The following is a 21,047-nucleotide window of genomic DNA, read 5'->3' as shown; positions in this document are numbered from 1 at the left end:
TCGAAAGGGAAATCGTTGCCTATGATCGGACTATTGCATCTCAATCAATAAAACCATCTAGTAATCCGAACCGCGGGGAGTTCATGTCGGCTGAAGGAGGCCACAATGAACTTGAACGATGCATCGTCATCCAATGCTGATCGAATCCTAATCAAGCAAGCCATGCTGAACCGCGATCCAGCGTGGCGACTACCGAGACCACAAACCTGGCGCGTCATTACTGACATTACCGTTGACTGGATGGTAATCGCGCTCTCAGTTTGGGCGACCTATCGGATTGGCTGGGCTGCAAGCGTCTTCGCACTTGTTGTTATAGGGAATCGACAGCGCGCACTAGGCAATCTGCTACACGAAGCCGGTCACGGAAATCTAAGTGCTCACCGCGAGACCAATGACGCACTTGCGCATTTTCTTCTGGCGCCACCGCTACTGAACAGCCTGTCGGTCTATCGCGAGCAGCATGCGCATCATCACGCCTGGCTAGGCCATCCTGAACGTGATCCAGATCTGTTACCGCAGGTCGTATTTGAAGGTGGTCATTGGTACCACGCGTATCTGTACCACCTCGCCACATTCTCGATATTTCGTGGTTCCATCATGGGACATCTCGCCGTGGGAAACCTAACCCACTGCCAACGATTTGCAATTTTTACCTGGTGGATTGTGGTCGGGTTGCCTATCGCCAAAGCCAATCCGCACTTCGCGTTGATGTTCTGCGTCCTTTGGTTCGGTGCAAGAGCAACCGTCTTTCATGCCATCACGACATTTCGCGAGATGACCGACCATTACGGCCTCAAGCCCGGAGGCACCTTCAATTTCACGCGCGAAATCCCGGACCACGGACTGCTGTCCGTGCTGCTGCATCCCCATCATAACGGCTACCACCTGACGCACCATCTCTTCCCCACGATCCCCTATCACCAGTTGCCAAGATTGCACGCTCGACTGATGAAACTCAGTGACTATAAAGATCGAGCGCTCGTGTGCCACGGGTATCTGAAGGGCTCTTCGTCAAGCGTCGCCGGTTGGGGAGCGAATCATGGCTAATCGAAACCTATCTGTCTGGCAGGTTGCAAGCCTGCTCATTTCTACCAGTTGCGGAATCGGCTTTCTCATGGGAACGGGCGAGCTCGCACTGCGACAGGGTATGGCGGCCTGCCTTTACGCCGTCGCGAGTGCCATCGGGCTTCTGGCATTGGGTCTCATCGCCCCGCAGCTCTGGGCCACAGGACAATCCATCTGGACACGTTTCGATCTGCGATATGGTTCAACGGTCAGCCGGCAGGTCGCATTTCTATCCCTAATCTGGATGACGGGCGTCTTGAGCGCGCAAATTCGGGGAGCATCATCCGTGCTGGCCATGTCTGGAGTGCCGCATGCCATATCGATCTTTGTAGTGGACTGCCTGGTTGTTGGCCTATCATTTCTTCGACTGTCGTGGCTGTCCGGCGTGCTGGCGCTCTGTATCGGGGGATGTAACGTGATCTTGGCATACACGCTGATCAAGGCACATGGTCTCGCTATATGGCTTCATGCACCAGCAAACTTCTTGGAATCAATGAGACTTCCGTCACTCGATCATAGCGGGATGACGTTCTTATCTGTTGTCGCGCTCGTCATCTGTGGCGCCGATTATCAACAATTTCTGATCGCTTCTAGCACGCCGATTGGCGCTCGTCTTGGATGTCTGCTTGCCGCCGTAGTCGTTTTTGCCATGGGGTTTCTTCCCGCCTCAGCCGTCATCGCCAACGCAGAGCTATGGCACCTACGCGCAGTGGCGGATCCGGTTCAGATCATTCCACACATGCTAACCCTCGTTCTCGGCCATGCCAACGGCAGCAGTTTGGCCTTCGCAATTGCTGCGCTGATCACGGCTGCTCTCGGTTCAGCATGCTCAATTGTCCGCGCGACGAGTGATGCGATGGTTGCCCTATGGCACCGTCAGCAGTATCCATCTGCACTCAACCGGGTACTATCCGTTTGCGCTGCGACCTTGGTTACGGCGCGTGGACAAAGCATCATCGACACCATGGTAATGCTGAACGTCGTCTATCTAGCATCAGTCGGCCCACTACTCGGCTTGACGTTGCTCGGCCGGCACGTGACGGCGCACGCGGCACGGCGGTCAATGATGACTGGATTCACGATCGCAATGGCCTGCTATCTGGTCCTATGGATTCACGCGGGGCATCTTCCCGAATCGATGCCGCTCATACTCGCGTGGCCCTGTGCATTTGTCGAAGCGTTACGATCGAAAGCCCCGACTGGTATAGACGATAGTGCCTCAGCGCCCTTGAATCAAAGTTCGTCAGGATAGCTACGCGATCTATGTATCTTCTTTGGCATCTGGATCGACGGTCTGGGCAGACTGGATCAGCACTCGACGCGCATGGCGAATCACAAGATCGTTGATCGCTTGCGCGTTCGATGGCGCGGTCTCCCAATGATGCCAATAGAGTTCAACTGAAATTTTGTGTGCTGGAGCCAAGCTCACTAGCTTGCCGAGGTCAATTGACGGTTGTGCCTGAACACAAGGCACCAGACCGTAGCCAACCCCGTTCTCGATTGCGGCCAGCAGCGCTGACGGGGAGGGGAAGTAATGCGCCGCGAAGTTTTTTATCTTGAAATCTAGCAGCCGCTCAAGAAACAGCCCATGCAACCCATCTTTCCGGTTATAGAGGACAGCCGGCGCAGCAAGAACATTATGCAAACCTAGCCCTTGCGGAAAGTACTGCCGGGCGAACTGTACATTCGCAACACATTCGTAATCCATAGCACCGATACTTTCAGCTAGAAACCCCGTAGGAGGTTCGCTTGAGGTCGAAACGCAGCCCATCGCTTCACCCCGCGACAAGCACGGAAGGGTGTGATCCTGATCGTCCACGATAAGTTCCAGAGCAACATTTCTCTTCGAGATTTCCCAGGCGATTTCCTCAAACCATGTTGCCAACGAATCGGCATTAACTGCAATGGCAATGCGCGGCCGCTGTGTCTGCGTCGGTCTGATGTGCTGCAGGGTGTCGGCTTCCAGTACCTTAAGCAAAAGGATATGCCGCAACAGCGCCTCTCCCGCAGGCGTCGGAACATTTCCCTCGCGAACTACGAGCGGCGATCCGAGCGCTTCCTCCAGAGCCTTGAGACGCTGGGACACAGCACCACGCGTGACATTTAGCACGGCAGCAGCCTCCCCGAAATGCCGCATCTCCACTACGGCAGCAAAGGCCTCCAACTGTTGGCGATCAAAAATTATCATGTGAACGCCTCTGCGATTGAATGAATCGCTCGCATACTGATTCTCGTCTCCACATGGCTAACGGAAGTCGCCCTCAAAGATCTCGCCTGAGTTGCAAAACCGTGTCCAGACAATCCGAGCCGGTACAGCGGCAACTTGGACGCTACAGCCTTCCTTGCCACGCTGCATCTCCAATGCATACTCGCCGATTCCACAAGTGATTTACGGATATGCGCTGTTATGCGACGTTGCCGGATTCGTGACCACGAGGAGACGCAAACGTTGAAGGGAGCGTCGATCCCGACACACTGCGCTGGGGCGATGGCAGCGCCCGGGGTCGTGCATCGTGCCCAAGCTGGACGAAGTCCTCTGCGGCAGCAGCAACGGTTGCTCCAAGGTTCAGCGAAGATGGCCGGTCGGTATGTCGCTAAGTCACGCCCGCCAACCTCGTCGCGCATCGGGATTCGGTTCTGCTGCGTAGACTTCTAGTCATTCCTCGTGGCGAAAGTCGAACGTTCGGTGCCGAGTTCGACGAATGCTGATTTTGACCGAACCGAGAACGTTGCTCCATTTCAAAATTGTCCGCGGCGTCCTCTGTAACGAATCGTTCGTGGATAGCCGTGTACCCAGTTTCGAGGCTACGTTCTTACGCAGCGCGCAATTACGCTCGGTCAGCTGAAAGGGCGCGCGCGCTGTTTAGCCTTTAACAAGCGTGCATGAGTCCGCCACGCGCACTCATGCAGCGTCGACTAACAAGCTAATAATTCTGCGCTTCCAGAGACAGCTTATTCACAACCGAAGTCACGCCTGGCACGCTTTTCGCCACCTCTGTGGCTCTATCAATCTGCGCAATGTCCCGTACCGTTCCCGTTAGCGTGACAGCGCCACCACGTGCGCGCACGAAGATGTTCGTCGCAGTGATATCTCTGGCCTTCCCCAGAGCATGCCGCACATCGGATCCGAGTTTGCGATCGGCTTTCCTAGTGCTGTTTTGGCTTGCTTTGGCAGACGCGGCCGAATCCACCGTCGCCGTCGGCGTACTCGATTGGGACTGGGCGTACACACTCGACACAAACGCGAGGCTCAACACGACGCCCAGCGCCTGCGACATTCTGACCGCTTTCATAAGGTCTCCTTTTTCAGTTAAATTTGAGCATGACGCTCTTTTCCGGCGGCGAAAACACGACAAAAGAGGTTGCCGTTTGCCCGCCGTCCAGCCAATCCTCTCGCACTAGTGTGGTGAGTTAGAAGTCCGTCGATCTTGGTGTGGGGCGCATTGCCGGCCGTTCCCGACTCGGTGGGAATATGCGCCACGCCCCGTCTTGGTGGCGAAAAAAGAACATCGCAACGGGACCTGTCGCAGTCATCCTCTCGACGCGTACGTAGCATTCGTGCGTGGATCGCCTGTTTCTAAACTCGGTGACCCGAAGCCCGTTCGGCGAATCCACATCGAGCCAGTGCGCGACCGTCTCTCGTAACGAGTTTTTTGCGCTACTCATGACCTCTCTTTCGCCTCATTTAATGCCACCGCCCTGTTGACAGGTGTAATACGACCTGTCCCAGAGTCCACCGAATCCACCGAATCCCCATCGAAAATCGCAATGTTTCACTGCGAACTTCTAACTCGGGGCAAAAGACGGCGCGGCTAACGATGTCCATCATTTGATTTCCAATCGGACTGCTGCTCCCGCGGCGGGCGCATCGCCCACTGCGGGGTTCGGGTTCTTATTCTGCAGCGGCGCCCTTTTGTGCGGCGATCGCCTTTTGTATGGTCGCACGCATGGCAGGCGGCATACTGTCGATGTCGATCGGGAACCCGCTGGTGAGCATCGCCTGCATGTGTCCGATCTGGTGAAGATGGAAGCCGAAGTCAACCGACGCCTTGCGCCCCATCTGGTCCTGCGCGAAGTTCATCGCCTGCTTCACCATCTTCATGGTGAACGGATTTTTTGCTGCGATGTTGTTGGCCAGATCGAGCGTTCGCGCCGCCAGCTGGTCGCGGGGAACGACATGGTTGACCATGCCCCGCCGCTCGGCTTCCTGCGCGGTCAACCACCCGCCGGTCATCAGCCATTCCTTCGCCTGGCGCACGCTCATCTCGTAGGGATGCTGCCAGAACTCGACACCCGCAATGCCCATCTCTGCCGCAGTCGCGTCGCGAAAGCGGGCATCCTCAGAACACACGATAAGATCGCACATCCAGGTGAGTATGATCCCGCCCGAAATCACGGATCCCTGGATCTCAGCAATCACGGGCTTCGGCGCATTGCGCCAGCGCTCGGTGATCTCGAGATAGATCTCCCTCTCACGTGAGTAGAAGCCCTCCCAGCCCTTGCCACCATAGTCTCCCCAAAGCCCTACGACTTGATCTGGCGACGGCATGGATGCTTCTTCGCCACTGATGTCGTGGCCGGAGTTCCAGTGATCACCTGAGGCGGCAAGGATGATCACGTTGATCTTGTCGTCGTGGCACGCACGCTTGAACGCGTCGTCCAGTTCGTAAGTCATCGTGACGCCCTGCGCGTTGCGCCGGCTCGGTCGATTCATCACGATCCGCGCCACTTTGGGAGCGGGCTCCTCGTAAATCACCTGTTCGTACTTGCGGTCTTCTGTCGTCATGTTTGTGTCTCCTGTTTCACACTTGCTGATCGGCTAACGAAAAAGAAGCGCGGTTCGCCTTTGGCTCGCCGAATGTGGCGACCACGTGACCCACTCAATCGCTCCGGCCGTAGAGCGTCACTACACATGCGCCGCCATTGCCCAGGTTGTGCTGGAGTGCAAGTCGCGCGTCATTGACCTGCCTCTTTTCCGCGGTCCCGCGGAGTTGGTGTGTCAGCTCATAGCATTGCGCCAGACCGGTCGCCCCAATCGGGTGACCCTTCGAGAGAAGGCCGCCTGACGGATTCACCACATGCTTGCCACCATAGGTGTTCTGCCCGTCTCGGATGTAGCGCTCGGCTGTTCCCTCAGGCGTCAGTCGCAGCGATTCGTAGGCGAACAATTCCCCTGGCGTGAAGCAATCATGGAGTTCGACCACATCCACGTCGTCGGGCGACACACCCGAGGCTTCATAGACCTGGTCTGCGGCCGCCCGGGCCATGTCGAAGCCAACCACGCTCATCATCGAACGCCCATCCCACGTCTTTTGTAAGTCAGTGGTGAGCGATTGCGCGAGGATCTCCACCCGCGCATCAATTCCATGCCTGGCGGCGAAGCGGGGCGAGACCAGCACCGCCGCGGCCGCGCCGCACGTAGGGGGACAGGCCTGCAGGCGCGTAACCGGCCCAGAGAGATTGGGGGACGCCATCACCTCTTCTAGCGTCAACGGATCGCGGAAGACAGCGAGCGGGTTGTTGATAGCGTGCCGGCGGGCCTTGACCGAGATCATCGCGAACGCCTCGTCGCTGGCACCGTAACGCTGCTGGTACTCACGCGCGGCGCCGCCCCAAGGCTGCGGCGCGGGCGGTTTGGTCGGATCGTAAGTCTGCAACTCGGTGAACTTGGCTGCGTAGTTCCCCATGGCTGCCTTGCGGTCGTTGAAAACCGCACCGAGCGCACCCGGCGTCATCTGCTCGAAGCCGAAGGCGAGTACGCAATCTGCGGCACCTGTTTCAATCGCCTGGCGCGCGAGATAGAGTGCGGTCGAGCCTGATGAACAATTGTTGTTGACATTGAAGATCGGGATGCCGCTAGAGCCGATTCGATAGAGGGCGGATTGCCCCGCGGTCGAATCGGCGTAGAGATAGGCCGCATAAGCCTGCTGAACCTGATCGTATGTGATACCTGCGTCAGCCAGCGCGAGGCGGATGGCCTTCTCCGCCATCACATCCCAATCCTCGCTCTTGCCGGGCTTGGTGAAGGGGATCATGCCGACCCCGGCAACTCGAACGTTGCTCATGTTGATTCTCCTGATCATTCTGTCTGAAGGAAACTCACCGGTCCACGGGAAGCTGGACGGCCAGTTCGCAAATGAGCGATCTTCCCAATGAAATTGAACCGATGACTCGATGCCCGATTCTGGAGACGATTGACGCCCCACGCGTACCACGATCGAATGATTTTGCCGCGAGCTGCATCTCATCCCTTTGGATGAGGAGTCACGCACACGGAGCCGTTATATGGCTGCTTCAAGCGGGCATAGATGCGAACGGTTGAACTGGCAACCCGACGGCTCGAGCCCCCTCGCAGATCTCAAGCAATCCGCCTAGTACGCTAGCTGATTCCGGCGTTTCTCATTCCAGCCCGCGATTCTGCCACCGCCGCGCACGGGTCTCCTTCGCGGAGAACGCGTTTTACGCCTTTCCTGACGGTAAGATCGCGCAAGTATGGTTCGTCATTAACAAGACCGCACTTGAAATGCAGTTCCAATGAGGATGACTCACTTGCTCCTCTAACGCGGAAGGCTCATCGACAGCCTGATGCGGTTTGCGATGGCCGCTATTCGGAGCAGGATAGACCGTGACCTAGTCGACGTGACGAAAGTCTGAGAAGTGGCGGCCACGCCGCGTCGGTCAGCCGTCGGCCGGATCGACAAACAGCCCCGGCCGATCCAGCATGAGGAGGCAGATCCTGCACGAGCAAGCCGGTAACTTGGCTCGGCGTTACGTTCGCGCTAGGGGACCGCTTCAAATAGCAAGCCAGGCAATACGGTCATCAAACAGAGACCTCAGGCCATTCCGCACAAAGATTTCCTCATGGCTGTCCTGCGACAAAGTGGCCCGAGTGAAAGCTAACGAAGTGGTCTGCAATCTGATACGTACGCTTTGGGCTGACACAGCTTCCCGTACGCAAACGTCGGACATGTGCCTATCCAATTGCCGTGGTGTGCGCCAGACTCGGATGTCATCGACCTGCTGTCGTTCAATTTCGCGACGCTGGTGGCAACAGCATGACGTAGCTCAACTTGAGCAAACTAGCGCAGCCACCGAACGTTCCCAATCGAGGCACCACCGCGACACATGTCCCCGAGCACGACACTATGTCAATATCGCGTGTCGAATTAGGCGCCTGCAGCGTCAATGGCTACTCGATGCCGCCACCACAGACCAGTACCTGACCTGAGACGTAGTTTGACTCGGGAATGCAGAACAGAAAGACCGCACCCGCCGCCTCGACAGCAGTTCCGCTGCGGCCCAGCGGAATCGCCGCCGCCATCTGTTTCACCAAGGCCGGATTCAAACCGACCTTGATTGCGCGGCCTTCGATGTCGATCGTTGCGTTGTCGGCGGCCGTGGCCTCTGTCAGCCGCGTATCGATCACGCCAAAGGCTACTGCATTCACATTGACCTTCATTCGGCCCCACTCCCTAGCCAACGTCTTGGTCAATCCAAGAATACCGGCCTTGGCCGAAGAGTAATTGGCCTGCCCCGCGTTGCCGGCGGTGCCGGCTATGGACGAAATATTCACGACTTTGCGAAACACTTCCTGACCTGCCTCCTGCTCAGCCTTTGAAAGCGCACGAATCACCGGCTGCGCGGCGCGCAGGATGCGAAACGGAGCTGTCAGGTGACAGTCCAAAATCGCATACCACTGCTCGTCGTTCATTTTCTGGATCACGTTGTCCCACGTGTAGCCGGCGTTGTTGACAATGATGTCGATGCTTTTGTACTGATCAACGGCGGTCTTGATCAGGCGCTCGGCAAAATCGGGCGCAGTTACACTGCCGGGACATGCCACGGCCTCGCCCCCGCTCTGCTTGATTTCTTCGACCACCTGGTAGGCGACATCCTGGTCGAGATCGTTCACCACCACACGGGCACCCTCGCCAGCCAACTTCAGCGCGACCTCACGGCCGATTCCGCGGCCCGAACCAGTAATCAGCGCGACTTTGCCCTCAACTCTATTCTTCATGGTTTCCCTCCAGTTCTTTGTCAGTTAATGATTGATTCGATCGTCGTCCTGGCTTTCGTGCACCACAGCTGGAAGGGGACACCGCTTGCGGCCGCAGGATTTTTAGCACCCAGCTTGCGCAGCACCTCAGCACTGACGTGGATTCCACTGTTGCGAATCCAAGACGGTCATTCAGCGTTACCGTTGCTATCGTTCCTGAACGTTTCTTGCTGCCGTTGAACCCCGCAATCCACTTCCTGATTCTCACGACAAGGCAGCCGCCACGTAACCACAAACGAATGTTTTCGCAAGGGATTCCCCCTCCCTTTGTTTAAGGAGCCGCACGCTTGCGTGCTGTCAGGTCAGAGATGATTCGGGCATGGGACTGCTTGTTGATTGGGTAACGCAGCGCCAGCGCAATGCCCGCGATTGACAATAGCGCGGCCCCGGGACCTTGAGCAAACGCCAGCCAGGATATCGTCCGCGCAGGCAACACCACCGCGTGGGCTTGTTCAGTCATTTGAGCGGGAAAGTTGAGGATCTGCAGCACCACCCCCGCGATCAGTACGCCTCCTCCTGTCGCAGCCTTGGTTGCGAAGGCCCAGCCAGCGAAATAGAGGCCTTCGCGCCGGGTTCCGAATAGATGCTCGTGTTCGTCGGCGGCATCGGGGATGATCGACAGAAAGGCGATGAGCGACAACGCCATCGTCAGGCTGCCGAGAAATACAAGCGGCGACAGGACGGCAATCAATCCTTCCTTGGACAGGTGCAGCAGACCGAGCAGTTGCAGGCTCACCGGCAAGGCATGGCAGGTCACCATGCCGATCATCCCGATCAGTAGCACCGTGCGCTTTTCGAAGCGTTTCCAGAGCGGCACTGCAAGTGGGGCACCAACTGCTAGCCCGAGGACTGCAGGCACAAACACAATCTGCATCTGTTTTGAGCTCAATCCCCAGAAGAACGTCGCGACGTGCAGCCCCAGCGCCTGGTTCACTCCTAGTTCGATGTTGAAAAACAGACTTGCGGCGAACAGGATGCGGAAGGTGCGGTTTCGGAACATTTCCCTCATCTCGCCGTACAGCCGTAAATGAATCGCTTCGGTCGGCGCCGTGGTCTGATGCTGCATGTATCGTGTCGCGAGTCCTTGCCTAATAGCGACAAGCGCGCCGGCCAGCAACAATACGCTCAACGTCAGCGTAAGCGATAGATATGCGGCGCGATTCGACACGCCAGCAGGCCCCGCAAGAAACACTCCGTAGCCCAGCCCAACAACTGCAAGGGTACCGGTGATGCCAATGCCCCAGCGCCACACTGCAATTGACGAGCGCTCGTCATAGTCGTCGCTGAGCTCAGCACCAAGCGCCTGATAGGGTAAGTGAAACATCGACAGCGAGATACGCAGGCACACTGAAAGCAACATCAGCCACAAGAACAATGCGGCTTGCCCGAGACCCGAAGGAAGAGCGAACATCAGGTTAAACGTCAAAACGAGCGGAACGAGGGCTCCGACCATGAAAGGAACCCGCCGGCCAAAGCGCGAGCGCCAACCGTCCGACAGCGATCCGATCAACGGATCCATCACCGCATCGACCACTATTCCCCCGCCGAGTGCAAGGCCGGCAAGTCCACCCGGTAGACCGCAGACTGCCGTCACATAGAACAACACGAAGATGTTGAGCATGCTCGAGACAACCAAGTCGACCAGTTGGCCCGCTGCATAGCCCGCCTTACGCCTGAGCGGAAGGCGCCCGACGCGGCGGGACCCGGTGAGCACGCTGGGTCCTTGGTCAGGCACTAGCGCACCCGCTGGCGGTGCCCCGTCGGTATCTATCAGCTGCATGTGGGTAGTCCTTTAATTTTGCTCATTACATCGTTGGGCACCGGATCGTGTCGACGCCATGTTCAGCTCATCTAGGGTGCCCTGGGCGTAGGACCAGAGACGATGACGTGGAGCGATAGGCGTTCCGGCGTCGGTGTCATTAGCTGCCACACTCCGAAGTCTGTGCGGACGTAACCAGTTCGCGCCGCTCAGCAATCGACCCAGCGGCGAGGTTGTGGACGATTGCGCCGCTAACGAACCTCTTGATCGCTGCGTGGGCACCGCCCACACTGTAGGCCAGCCCGACTGGGAAACGTGCTTCGTCAAAGTCACGCATGCCATACGCTAGGTAGGCTTGGGGCCCGTGAGATCACGAAGCATTGACAACCCGCTCATCACGCAATTTTGTCCGGCGTGCTTTGCCCGCGTCGTCCCGCAGGTTCTCACTCGTGAACTCAAACGTTCTCGGAATTTTGTACCGCACCAGTCTGTCGAATAGGAACGCACGCAATGCATCCGCATCGCTGCGCGCGCGAGCACCTTCAACCATCTGCACGATGGCGTGCGCGCGCTGGCCCAAATCATCATCAGGCAGGCCGATCACGATAGAGGATTCGACATCTGGGTGTTGATCGAGGGCGGCTTCCACTTCGGCCGGAAAAATATTGGCACCGCCCGATATGATCATGTCAGTTCGCCGATCCGCAATATACAGATAGCCGTCTTCGTCCATGTAGCCAAGGTCGCCGTAGGTCTGCCAACCATTCACTGATTTAGCGTGCGCGCCGATATATTCATAGGTCGAATTCGGGCCCTTGTCTGGGAGGAAGTAAATCTCGCCAACCTCGCCCAGTGCACATTCGTTGCCCTGCTCGTCCATCAAGCGCATCTGAAATCCCGGTATAACCTTGCCGACAGAACCCTTATGCTCGAGCCATTCGTGCCCGTTGATGGTTGTGCCGCCCAAAAGCTCGGTCCCGCCGTACACCTCGAAGATCCGTTCGGGTCCAAGCCAATCAATCCATGCCTGCTTGAGCCACTGAGGGCATACCGAGGCCATGTGAAAGACCACACGAAGGCTAGACAGGTCGAAGGAGGAGCGTTGTTCGTCGGACAATCTCCAAATCCGGTTCATCATCGTCGGCACGAAATTCACCCAGTTGACCCCGTAGCGTTCGATCAGTTCGAGCGCGCGTAGGGGTTCAAATCGCCCCATTTCGACGACATGACCGCCGGAGAATAGGCAGTGAAATGTCCCGATGAACGGTGAGTTGTGGTACAGCGGGCCGGGGTTAAGCATCGTCTCGCCGACATTCTGGCCCGGAGGAGCTTTGCCAAGATCGTGCAAACCCGGCAATTTGTCTACGATCACCTTTGGTCGTCCGGTCGATCCGCCGCTCGTATGCATCTTCCAGCGCGGGGAGACTTTCGTCGGAAGCGGATCGGCCGAAAGGTCCTCGCTCGGGCTCGTACCTGTGGCCAAAAAGTCCCAGCCTTCGAGCCGTACGGTCTCTTCCCCAATTATCAGCCGGGGCTTTGCGATGTCAGCAATTGCCTGCAATTCAGCCGTGGGCAGCTTTGAGGACACAATGTTCGGGGTTGCGCCAAGCTTCCATATCGCAAAGGCTGTCTCGTAAAACTCGTGGCCGTTCGGCACGGCGAGGGTCACGACATCTCCCTCGCTCACGCCCAGCCCCGCTAGTTGGCGCGCTTTGCGATTGGATCGCGCGTCAAGCTCGGCGTAGCTGACGCTCATGTCATTGAATGTCACCGCCGGACGCGTCGGATCCTTGCCCGCATGATAGGCGAGCAGATCACCGATCGGCATTAGCGAGGATGCCGAAGTTGCTGAGTCAATAAGGCTGTTATTCAATTCGACACTCCTGTTCAAGCGGGCCAATATTTCCCGTGTAGCTAGACACCGCCCTCCGAGACACGATGGCCCTTTTCAAATACTAACTTCCGTCGGTTGACCGCTGGCGAGAAGGAATGAGGCACCGAACCAATCGGCGCCTCATGTAGTCGCTACCGCCCGCATGCCGCGGCCAGGCACGTTGCCAAATCAGAAGCTATGCGTCATGCCGAGCTGGAACCCGTTGGACGGCTCGTTTGGGCCGGTAGTGCTACCTGGAATCGACGCTGCGTTGCCACCGGTATTCCATACATGCGCGTACGTACCGTAAAGCTGGGTGCGCTTGCTCAGGGGATAGACGTAGCCCACCGCCAGCTTGCTTGCCGAAGGGTCATGGGAGATGTCATATTGGTAGCGGGAATACGCGATCCGAGCAATTCCCTGACCAGCCGGGGCAGTCGCACCGACGAGGAAACCGTTGGCAGTAATTGAACTGAATCTGTCGTGCTCGAACATGGATGTCAGCTTGATGATTCCGAAGTTATACGAAGCGCCGATATTGTCCTGTTGAGTGTTGCCGGTCTCATAGCTCGTCTGACCATGGGCAATTGCGACCGTCAGGTTAGCGCCGATGAAGCCAACCCGGATGCCGTAACCGTTCCCATCACTCGAATTTGGGAGGTTGCTCGGGTTATTGCCCCTGTAGTACATCGCCTGCCCGTAGAAACCTCCGCCCCCGTAAGTTAGGCCATTAAAGGGCATGTTGTAGATGTAACTGACGCTATTTGACGCCCACACCGCAGGACCCGAGCCGCCACCTTGCAAGGCCGGAAGATAACTCATGAGGATTTGCGAGGCGCCCACCCCCACTTGGTAAAACGGATCGTACATCCCGATGTTCCAATACTGCGGCGTGTAGTCCCGCCCGAGCCGCACTTCACCCCAGTCTCCGCCGATGCTCACAGTGGAGCGGCGATTGAAAGTGAGCCCCCCCCCGCTTGAAATGCCACTGTTCTGGTTGTTGGTATTGGTCGCGATGCCTGTTCCGTTTGCAATGTTGAATCCGGACTCAAGCCAGAATCCAGCCTTCAATCCGCCGCCTAGGTCTTCGGTGCCCTTGAATCCGATCCGGTTGTCCGCATTGCCGCCTCCGGTGAGCCCAGTCGTGTTCGACAAGCTTCCGGACGCGTGCGTCAGCGCAGCATCAGTTACGCCGAAGAGCGTCACCGACGATTGCGCCTTTGCGCTTCCTGCCATGAACGCAGACATGAGAGCGGCGATGGCCACCGTACGTTTCTTCATTGCTGTCTCCTTGCGAAATATTATTGATGGACTGCGACTTTATCGATGAACTGCAACCGTCAGATTCGAGATCGCTTGCGAGACTCCCGACCGGGTCCGCTGCTGCCGATCGCAAATTGATATCGCTGACTTGTGACCAAACCGACAGAGTTGATGTACGAATTCTGGAGACGAGCGTCACGCGGCGCGTACCACAATCGGATGGTTTTAGCGCAAGACATGCCTCATCCCTTTGAACGAGGAACCGGATAAACAGCATCGATCACGGCGCCACGAGCATTGGTGCGTGCGCGCCGACTGGTCTGGCCGAAGATCAGCTTGCGTAAGTAGGCCAGCGATGCATACCAGCGTTCGCGTTTCGACGACTCTCAGCAGCAGACTTTGGCGTGTCAGATGGCAGCATGAACGTCGGCAAACGCTGCAGTGCGTTGGCTCACCTTGAGCGAAACTTCAGGGCACTTACATTTCGAAGGTGCAGTCCAGACTATCGGCGTCGAGATCACGGGCGGGAACGAAACAAACTCGTTTGAAACCGTGAAGGCTGAGCGCCGATATCGCAAGCCTGATCAGTCGAAAATCGGTTTCGACTTGACTTTGTGTTGATGGAAGCCGTTCTGCCCACTGTTCGCACTGCGAATCATGCATTTTCGGGTCATTATCGGTGCGCAGCCAGACAGGCTGCTCTTGGTTCACGCGGAACAACGCCTACCAGATTCCAATCCCCTCGCGGATCAGGTCCTTCACGCGATTCGCGCGGCTAACGATCGGCGCCTAGGCGTGATACGGTATCTCGGCGCCGCATACCTTGGCCTTGCACGGCTATGCCGTGGCGAATCCGGCGCACGACCTTCGGTGGCACAACGGCATTTAAGCCCAGCTCCTTCGAATCCGGAGCGTTGCCGGATTCAATTCGGCTCCATCCATGTGGCCAACATTCGATTGGCGCCCACACGCCATCAGTGAAGCGTGTTTGTCGGGTTATATTCGGCAGCAGCTAAGTGGCCGAATCGATGGAACCACGTGCATCCGCGAGGATATGCTCTACATCATCTAACGGAACACCGGCTTGCAGAAGTACGTCACGCGTATGCTCCCCAAGGCGAGGGGGGAGGTTAATTTCCGGGCGGACACCATCGAAAAGGACTGGCACACCCGAGAATCGCAATCGTCCCATCGACGGATCGTTCACCTCCTCGAAAAAGCCGACATCGGCCAAGTGCGCGTCTCTTAACAAGTCATCCAGTCCGAGAATAGGGGCAGCCGGAATACTTAGTCTTTCGCAAATAGCCAACCATTCACCTGTGGTTCGTTCGAAGATCAATTTACCGGTCAATTCATAAAGCTGATCGATATTTTTGGTACGATCCGCCATTGTTTTGAATCGCGGATCCGCTGCTGCATCGTGAGCATCAGCCGCCTCGAAAAATGCATGCCAATGAGCATCCGTATAAGGCATCAAACATATGTAATCATCCGATGTTTTATAAGGCTGGCGATGTGAGGACAAAACGCGAGAATACCCCATCGGCGCAATCGGAGGATTAAAAGTGGATCCATACAGATGCTCGACTAGATTGAACGCCGCCATGCACTCAAACATAGGTATTTCGATGGCGACGCCTCGACCAGTGCGATGTCGCCCGGACAATGCCGCCAATATCGCCATCGCCGCCATCAAACCCGTCGTTTTGTCCGCCGAAATCGTTGGAAAATAATTTGGCTTTCCATTTTGACGTGCCATCAAATTAGCATTTCCCGACATACCTTGAATAATATCGTCATAAGCGGGTCTCCCTCCATATCGACCCGCCTCACCAAAGCCAAGCAGACTTGCATAAATAAGCTTTGGGTTGCGGGTGAGCACTTGATCCGGATCGATCCCAAGCTTCGCCAGTTTTTGTGGCCTGATATTATGCATCAGCACATCGGCACCATCAATGAGCTTCAAAAGAGCTTTTTTTGAGTGCTCCTTCTTGAGATCAAGGACAATACTGCGCTTATTTCGATTTACGCCGAGATAGAGGGCAGCCATGCCGGCCTCAACGGCCGGCCCTGTTTGCCTGCTTGAATCCCCTGCAGGAACCTCGATTTTAATCACGTCAGCGCCAAAGTCGCCCAGCCATTGACTAGCAAGCGGCCCCATTGCCACAGTCGTAAGATCGAGGACCTTTATTCCAGTTAAAGGATTCATCACAGTCCAACCAAAGACTGTGGCCGACCGGCAAACATACGCTTCGCCGTGTAGCGGAGAACCTCTTCATCCTTGTGATTAAAAACCGTAATTAGAGAATCGACAATTCCTCTATTGGATCGCGATGTTGGCCTTAATCCAGTGATTTCAACAACGCCATAAATCGTATCGTTGACCCGGACAGGGGCCAACATTTCCTGAGAGCAGGACAGCAAGGCAATTCCTGTTCCTCTCGCCATTGATTGAAGGATAAATCCTTCAATGATGGTATAAGTAAGAGCCCCTGGAACCGGACGTCCACCGATACCTCCCTCTGATGCGGTGATGTCAATAAAGAACCCTTCCAACATTCCAGTGACCGAAACAAAATTCACCAGATCCGCTTCCGTGAGTGTTCGCCGGGAAGTCCGGAAAATCTGCCCACAGGCGAGATCTTGCCAATAATATCCAAGACCAAGAAGTGGGAGGCTCGAATTTTTTACCTGATCATTCATTTAATTTCCTTGCCCACGAAGAGCGATATCGTTAGAAGCTGGTGCGAACCGGGGTCCGGACACGTTTTCTAAAGGTTGAATATGTTTCGTTCTCGGTCGATGGATATCGACGGGCTAAAGCGCTGTGATCACAGTCTTCAATTCTGTGAAACTTTCGATACCCTGAACACCATTCTCGCGCCCCCAGCCAGATTGTTTGAAACCACCAAACGGGATATTAGGACCGCCTATATTTCCACTGTTAATGGTTATAGTTCCAGCGCGAATCCGGCGTGCGAGTTTATAGGCACTTGAAATATCGCGAGTCCAGATGCTAGCCGACAATCCATAAATTGTGTTATTTGCAAGTGCTGCAAGTTCTTCCAGGTCATCGACGGGCGTGACTACAAGAACGGGACCGAATATTTCCTCTTGGACAACCTTCATATCGGGCTTCACATTGCCGATGATGGTTGGTTCGACAAAATAGCCTGCGTTGCCATAAGCGCGTCCACCGGTAAGGATCTGCGCTCCGTCCTGACGGGCGTCGTCGACATAGCCAAGAACCCGTTCACGCTGCCTCTCTGATACCAGTGGGCCAAGCGTCGTTTCTGGATCACTTCCGGGACCAATTTTATAATCGCCGGACATGGAGACAATGCCGTTGACGACGTAATCAAATTGACGGCGCGGCACATAAAGCCGAGATCCCGCTGCGCACACCTGTCCTGCATTGCGGAAAATGGCATGCGCCGCCCCGGCAATGGCACGATCGAGGTCTGCGTCAGGAAGGATAATTGTTGGTGACTTGCCGCCGAGCTCAAGCGTCAATCGCTTCAAATTGCCTTGCGATGCGACTAGAAGAGATTTTCCTACTGCTGTGGACCCGGTAAATGAAATTTTATCGACACCTTGATGCTCAGCAAGCGCTGCCCCGGCCTTTATGCCAAGACCGGTGACGATATTTACGACTCCAGCGGGTAACCCTGCTTCCATCAAAAGTTCTCCCAGCCGCAGCGCCGTCAATGACGTTTGTTCGGCTGGCTTCAGAACAGCGGTACATCCCGCAGCCAATGCCGGGCCGAGTTTGGACGCCGCGGACAAAAGCGGGAAATTCCATGGTGTAATCAGGCCAACCACGCCGACCGGCTCGCGCAAGGTCATGGCCATGAATTCACCCGGTAAATCTAACTGAGGCGTTTGCCCTGAAACCTTCGTGCACCATCCAGACCAATAACGAAAATACGCTGCGGCACCGGGAACATCGAGCGCGCGTGATGCTTTGAGTGGCTTGCCATTATCAAGCGTCTCCAGCTCAGCAAAAACATCAGCGTGTTCTTCGATCAATTCTGCGACGCGCCAAAGAAGTTTGGCCCTGATCCCTGGCGTCATACCGGCCCAAGGGGAATTCTCGAAGGCCCGACGTGCCGCCACCACTGCCTGGTCGATATCGACTTTGTCTCCGGCAGGAATGGTGGTGATTACGCTACCGTCTGCCGGATTCCGCGTCTCGAGCGTCTCACCGCTTTCTGCGTTGACCCAAGCCCCACCGATCAACATTTGAAAGGGCCGCTTCAAGCTGCATTCCGTGGCAGCTGAGTATTTGTAGATGACTGGCATGATGTATTCCAAAGGAAGGTCTGAAAATTCAACAATCGAGGCAACGCTCTGTCACCACGCTCATGCCTGGACTCATGAAATTCGACAGGAGGGCCTGCACTCATGCACTCCCCGTTAAGTCGCCGCGATCTTTCCAGTGATCACCGGTTCTTGAACTGCGGCTTGCGCTTCTCAAGGAACGCGGCCATGCCTTCCTTTTGATCTTCGGTCGCGAACATCGAATGGAACAGACGGCGCTCGAAGTACACGCCTTCACTCAGGGTCGTCTCGTACGCTCGATTGACCGACTCCTTGACCATCATCACCGCGGGAAGTGAGAACTCGGCAATTGTCGTCGCGGCGGTCAGTGCCTCGTCGAGCAGTCTCTCTGCTGGCACCACGCGCGAGACCAAGCCCGCGCGCTCAGCCTCGACCGCATCCATGAAGCGCGCGGTCAGGCACATGTCCATGGCCTTGGCCTTGGAAACCGCCCGGGGCAGGCGCTGCGTTCCGCCCGCTCCCGGCATTACGCCAAGGCGGATTTCTGGCTGGCCGAACTTGGCCGTGTCCGCCGCGAAGATGATGTCGCACATCATTGCAAGCTCGCAGCCGCCACCCAGCGCGAGGCCACCCACTGCCGCGATGATTGGCTTGCGGATCTTGCCGACCACCTCCCAGTTACGCGTGATGTAGTCTCCGCAATACACGTCCATATACGTGTAGTTCGACATCATCGAAATATCGGCGCCGGCGGCAAAAGCTTTCTCGCTTCCGGTCATCACGATCACGCCGATATTGTCGGCAGCATCGAACGCCTTCAGCGCCAGGCCGAGTTCGTCGACCAGCGCGTCATTGAGCGCGTTTAGCGCCTTGGGACGGTTAAGCGTGATCAGGCCGATGCGGCCACGCGTTTCCACCAGAATGTTCTCGTAAGTCATCACCCTCTTCTCCTCTTCGTACGACCAAGCAGCACGCCGGCAGAGCGGTCCTAGGTCGACAAAATGATATCTGTCGCTTTTTCGCCAATCATGATCGACGGTGCATTTGTGTGGCCGCCAATGAGTGTGGGCATCACCGAGGCATCGGCGACGCGCAGTCCTGCAACCCCGCGCACCCGAAGATCGGGATCGACGACAGCATCAACGTCATTTCCCATGCGACAGGTGCTGGTTGGGTGCTGGGCCGTGACCACCATTTGACGGATGTAAGCGTCAACCTCGGAGTTGCTCTGAACGCTCGGTTTTGGAATGATTTCATCGCCGACGTGTTCGGCCAGATCGGCCTGGCGCACAAATTCTCGTGTCCAGCGAACGGCGTGCCGCATCAGCGCTAGATCGCTTGGATCCTGCAGCAAATTGAACTGGATCCGGGGCCGATCCATCGGGTCGGAGGAGCGGAGTTTGACGAAACCACGGCTACCAGGGCGCAAAACGACATTAAACGAGGTCAACATGTCGGGCACTTTCTTGCGAATACCTGGGAACCAGACCTGAGCATTTAGATGGGTCGGCAGGAAAATGCTTTCGAGGTCAGGTCGTGTAATTTCGGGCCGAGATTTGTAGTAGCCCAAGCCAACCAGTGGCTGGCTCGCAGCGAAGCCGCGTCCGGTCAGCATCCAGTAGGCTGCGGACAACGCAATCCGGTCAGCCCGCAGTCTGGCGCCGAATTTCAAAGTTTTACGTACGGAAAAGCCCATTGGCACCAGAGGGTGTTCCTGCAGATTTTGGCCAACACCCGGCAGATCTACAAGAGGCGTGATACCACTTTTCCTCAGGTGATCGGCCGGGCCAATTCCCGACAACATCAACAGTTGTGGAGAGGCATAGGCGCCGCCGCAAAGAATGACCTCGCGTTCGGCTCTCATCTCGTGCAGGTATCCATTGCGCATGACGCTGACGCCAACGGCGCGGCCATTTTCGATGATGATTCGAGTCACGTGAGCGTTCGTAAAAACCTTGAGATTCGCCCTCCCGCGTGCTGGATCGAGGAAGGCTTTAGAGCTACTCGCCCTACGTCCCGGCGTAGTTGTTCGGTCCGGCAATCCGAAACCCTCGGTATCGCCAGCGTCGAAATCATCCACTATCCGATAGTTCATCGCGCGCGCAGCAGACAGCACGGCCGACGCGATCGGCTCGTCACTTGTCGACGGGGCGACGTTCATGGGGCCGGCGCCGCCATGAACCTGACTCTCTCCACGCCAGTTACGTTCTGATTTCCGGAAATAGGGAAGCACTTCGTCATATGACCAGCCTTGCGCTCCCATTTGCGCCCATTGGTCATAATCGCTCGGATGCCCGCGTGAATACATCATGCCATTCACTGAAGAAGATCCACCCAAGACTTTTCCACGCGCCGCCGGGACAACTCTCTGTTCAGCGTAAGGCTCTGGATCTGTCTGGTATCCCCAATCGAACATCAGGTTCGAGCGAATCACTCGGTAGGCGAGCGGCATTTTCAGGAACAGGCTCCTGTCGGGACCACCAGATTCAAGCAACGCGACTTTGAGGTCAGAGTGTTCGCTAAGCCGGCTCGCAATAACACTTCCCGATGACCCAGCCCCAACAATGATGTAATCGAAATTCTTAGTCATTTTTTCCAAATCCTTACGAGGTCGTCTGAGCGACGTGGCTGCGTTCAACACACTGATCAAGACCGCCTCGGAGGCGTTGCGCCGACACGAGCAGCAGCTTCCCGCAATGCGGCGCAAGCGCGTGAACGCCGCCTCGCCGAGCGCAAGGACACGGTGGAAC

16 protein-coding genes are annotated in these 21,047 nt (G+C 56.5%); 2 read left to right on the top strand and 14 right to left on the bottom strand.

The annotated features are described in order from the left end of the window. Positions 1 to 105 precede the first annotated feature (105 nt). Positions 106 to 1,047: a fatty acid desaturase family protein gene (locus tag LPA36_RS11775; RefSeq protein WP_228876653.1), complete on the top strand. Its 942-nt coding sequence runs from the start codon at positions 106 to 108 to the stop codon at positions 1,045 to 1,047. Continuing rightward, positions 1,040 to 2,317 (top strand): SLC5/6 family protein, encoded by a 1,278-nt coding sequence (locus LPA36_RS11770; RefSeq protein ID WP_228876651.1) that lies wholly within the window; start codon positions 1,040 to 1,042, stop codon positions 2,315 to 2,317. The genes LPA36_RS11775 and LPA36_RS11770 overlap by 8 nt, the downstream gene beginning before the upstream one ends. A 9-nt stretch (positions 2,318 to 2,326) precedes the next feature. On the opposite strand, the gene LPA36_RS11765 is transcribed toward LPA36_RS11770, so the two are convergent. The 14 genes from LPA36_RS11765 to LPA36_RS11690 form a co-directional block, all read right to left on the bottom strand. Then, a complete protein-coding gene (locus LPA36_RS11765; protein WP_228877476.1) occupies positions 2,327 to 3,250 on the bottom strand; it encodes an HTH-type transcriptional regulator ArgP in 924 nt (307 codons plus the stop codon). Between the two features lie 739 nt (positions 3,251 to 3,989). Next, complete coding sequence (locus LPA36_RS11760; RefSeq protein WP_228876649.1) at positions 3,990 to 4,358, bottom strand: BON domain-containing protein; 369 nt, start codon at positions 4,356 to 4,358, stop codon at positions 3,990 to 3,992. Between the two features lie 599 nt (positions 4,359 to 4,957). Beyond that, positions 4,958 to 5,851, bottom strand: coding sequence for an enoyl-CoA hydratase (locus tag LPA36_RS11750; protein WP_228876647.1), 894 nt, complete (start codon positions 5,849 to 5,851; stop codon positions 4,958 to 4,960). Between the two features lie 94 nt (positions 5,852 to 5,945). Further along, positions 5,946 to 7,130 carry a lipid-transfer protein gene (locus tag LPA36_RS11745; protein WP_228876646.1) on the bottom strand — a complete coding sequence of 395 codons (1,185 nt, stop codon included), beginning with the start codon at positions 7,128 to 7,130 and terminating at the stop codon, positions 5,946 to 5,948. A 1,124-nt stretch (positions 7,131 to 8,254) separates the two neighbouring features. Continuing rightward, positions 8,255 to 9,082 carry an SDR family NAD(P)-dependent oxidoreductase gene (locus LPA36_RS11735; protein ID WP_228876645.1) on the bottom strand — a complete coding sequence of 276 codons (828 nt, stop codon included), beginning with the start codon at positions 9,080 to 9,082 and terminating at the stop codon, positions 8,255 to 8,257. Positions 9,083 to 9,392: 310 nt separating this feature from the next. Continuing rightward, complete coding sequence (locus LPA36_RS11730; RefSeq protein ID WP_267478899.1) at positions 9,393 to 10,901, bottom strand: MFS transporter; 1,509 nt, start codon at positions 10,899 to 10,901, stop codon at positions 9,393 to 9,395. A 349-nt stretch (positions 10,902 to 11,250) separates the two neighbouring features. Further along, the gene (locus tag LPA36_RS11725; RefSeq protein WP_228876643.1) at positions 11,251 to 12,753 is read right to left on the bottom strand and encodes an AMP-binding protein; all 1,503 of its coding nucleotides are present in this window, start codon (positions 12,751 to 12,753) and stop codon (positions 11,251 to 11,253) included. A gap of 189 nt (positions 12,754 to 12,942) precedes the next feature. Then, entirely contained in the window at positions 12,943 to 14,034 is a 1,092-nt protein-coding gene (locus LPA36_RS11720; protein ID WP_228876641.1) for a porin, read from the bottom strand. Positions 14,035 to 14,493: 459 nt separating this feature from the next. Then, entirely contained in the window at positions 14,494 to 14,727 is a 234-nt protein-coding gene (locus LPA36_RS11715; RefSeq protein ID WP_228876640.1) for a hypothetical protein, read from the bottom strand. Between the two features lie 301 nt (positions 14,728 to 15,028). Then, entirely contained in the window at positions 15,029 to 16,225 is a 1,197-nt protein-coding gene (locus tag LPA36_RS11710) for a CaiB/BaiF CoA transferase family protein (RefSeq protein ID WP_228876638.1), read from the bottom strand. Beyond that, on the bottom strand, positions 16,225 to 16,719 hold the full coding sequence (locus LPA36_RS11705) for a MaoC family dehydratase (protein ID WP_228876637.1): 495 nt from the start codon (positions 16,717 to 16,719) through the stop codon (positions 16,225 to 16,227). The genes LPA36_RS11710 and LPA36_RS11705 overlap by 1 nt, the downstream gene beginning before the upstream one ends. A gap of 114 nt (positions 16,720 to 16,833) precedes the next feature. After that, positions 16,834 to 18,318, bottom strand: a complete 1,485-nt coding sequence (locus LPA36_RS11700) for an aldehyde dehydrogenase family protein (protein WP_228876635.1) — start codon at positions 18,316 to 18,318, stop codon at positions 16,834 to 16,836. 140 nt (positions 18,319 to 18,458) lie between these two features. Then, complete coding sequence (locus LPA36_RS11695) at positions 18,459 to 19,235, bottom strand: enoyl-CoA hydratase (RefSeq protein ID WP_228876634.1); 777 nt, start codon at positions 19,233 to 19,235, stop codon at positions 18,459 to 18,461. 50 nt (positions 19,236 to 19,285) lie between these two features. Then, positions 19,286 to 20,887, bottom strand: a complete 1,602-nt coding sequence (locus tag LPA36_RS11690) for a GMC family oxidoreductase (RefSeq protein ID WP_228876632.1) — start codon at positions 20,885 to 20,887, stop codon at positions 19,286 to 19,288. Positions 20,888 to 21,047 lie beyond the last annotated feature (160 nt).

The organism is Paraburkholderia saeva, from assembly GCF_907164555.1.
GTDB classification, from domain to species: Bacteria; Pseudomonadota; Gammaproteobacteria; order Burkholderiales; family Burkholderiaceae; genus Paraburkholderia; species Paraburkholderia saeva.
Note: the sequence above shows the minus strand (reverse complement) of the source record. Positions and strands in the feature narration are given on the sequence as shown.

Coding starts and splice junctions, on each gene's coding strand:
- LPA36_RS11775 (WP_228876653.1), top strand. CDS start 106: ATGAACTTGAACGATGCATCGTCATCCAATGCTGATCGAATCCTAATC.
- LPA36_RS11770 (WP_228876651.1), top strand. CDS start 1,040: ATGGCTAATCGAAACCTATCTGTCTGGCAGGTTGCAAGCCTGCTCATT.
- LPA36_RS11760 (WP_228876649.1), bottom strand. CDS start 4,358: ATGAAAGCGGTCAGAATGTCGCAGGCGCTGGGCGTCGTGTTGAGCCTC.
- LPA36_RS11750 (WP_228876647.1), bottom strand. CDS start 5,851: ATGACGACAGAAGACCGCAAGTACGAACAGGTGATTTACGAGGAGCCC.
- LPA36_RS11745 (WP_228876646.1), bottom strand. CDS start 7,130: ATGAGCAACGTTCGAGTTGCCGGGGTCGGCATGATCCCCTTCACCAAG.
- LPA36_RS11735 (WP_228876645.1), bottom strand. CDS start 9,082: ATGAAGAATAGAGTTGAGGGCAAAGTCGCGCTGATTACTGGTTCGGGC.
- LPA36_RS11730 (WP_267478899.1), bottom strand. CDS start 10,901: ATGCAGCTGATAGATACCGACGGGGCACCGCCAGCGGGTGCGCTAGTG.
- LPA36_RS11720 (WP_228876641.1), bottom strand. CDS start 14,034: ATGAAGAAACGTACGGTGGCCATCGCCGCTCTCATGTCTGCGTTCATG.
- LPA36_RS11710 (WP_228876638.1), bottom strand. CDS start 16,225: ATGAATCCTTTAACTGGAATAAAGGTCCTCGATCTTACGACTGTGGCA.
- LPA36_RS11705 (WP_228876637.1), bottom strand. CDS start 16,719: ATGAATGATCAGGTAAAAAATTCGAGCCTCCCACTTCTTGGTCTTGGA.
- LPA36_RS11700 (WP_228876635.1), bottom strand. CDS start 18,318: ATGCCAGTCATCTACAAATACTCAGCTGCCACGGAATGCAGCTTGAAG.
- LPA36_RS11695 (WP_228876634.1), bottom strand. CDS start 19,235: ATGACTTACGAGAACATTCTGGTGGAAACGCGTGGCCGCATCGGCCTG.
- LPA36_RS11690 (WP_228876632.1), bottom strand. CDS start 20,887: ATGACTAAGAATTTCGATTACATCATTGTTGGGGCTGGGTCATCGGGA.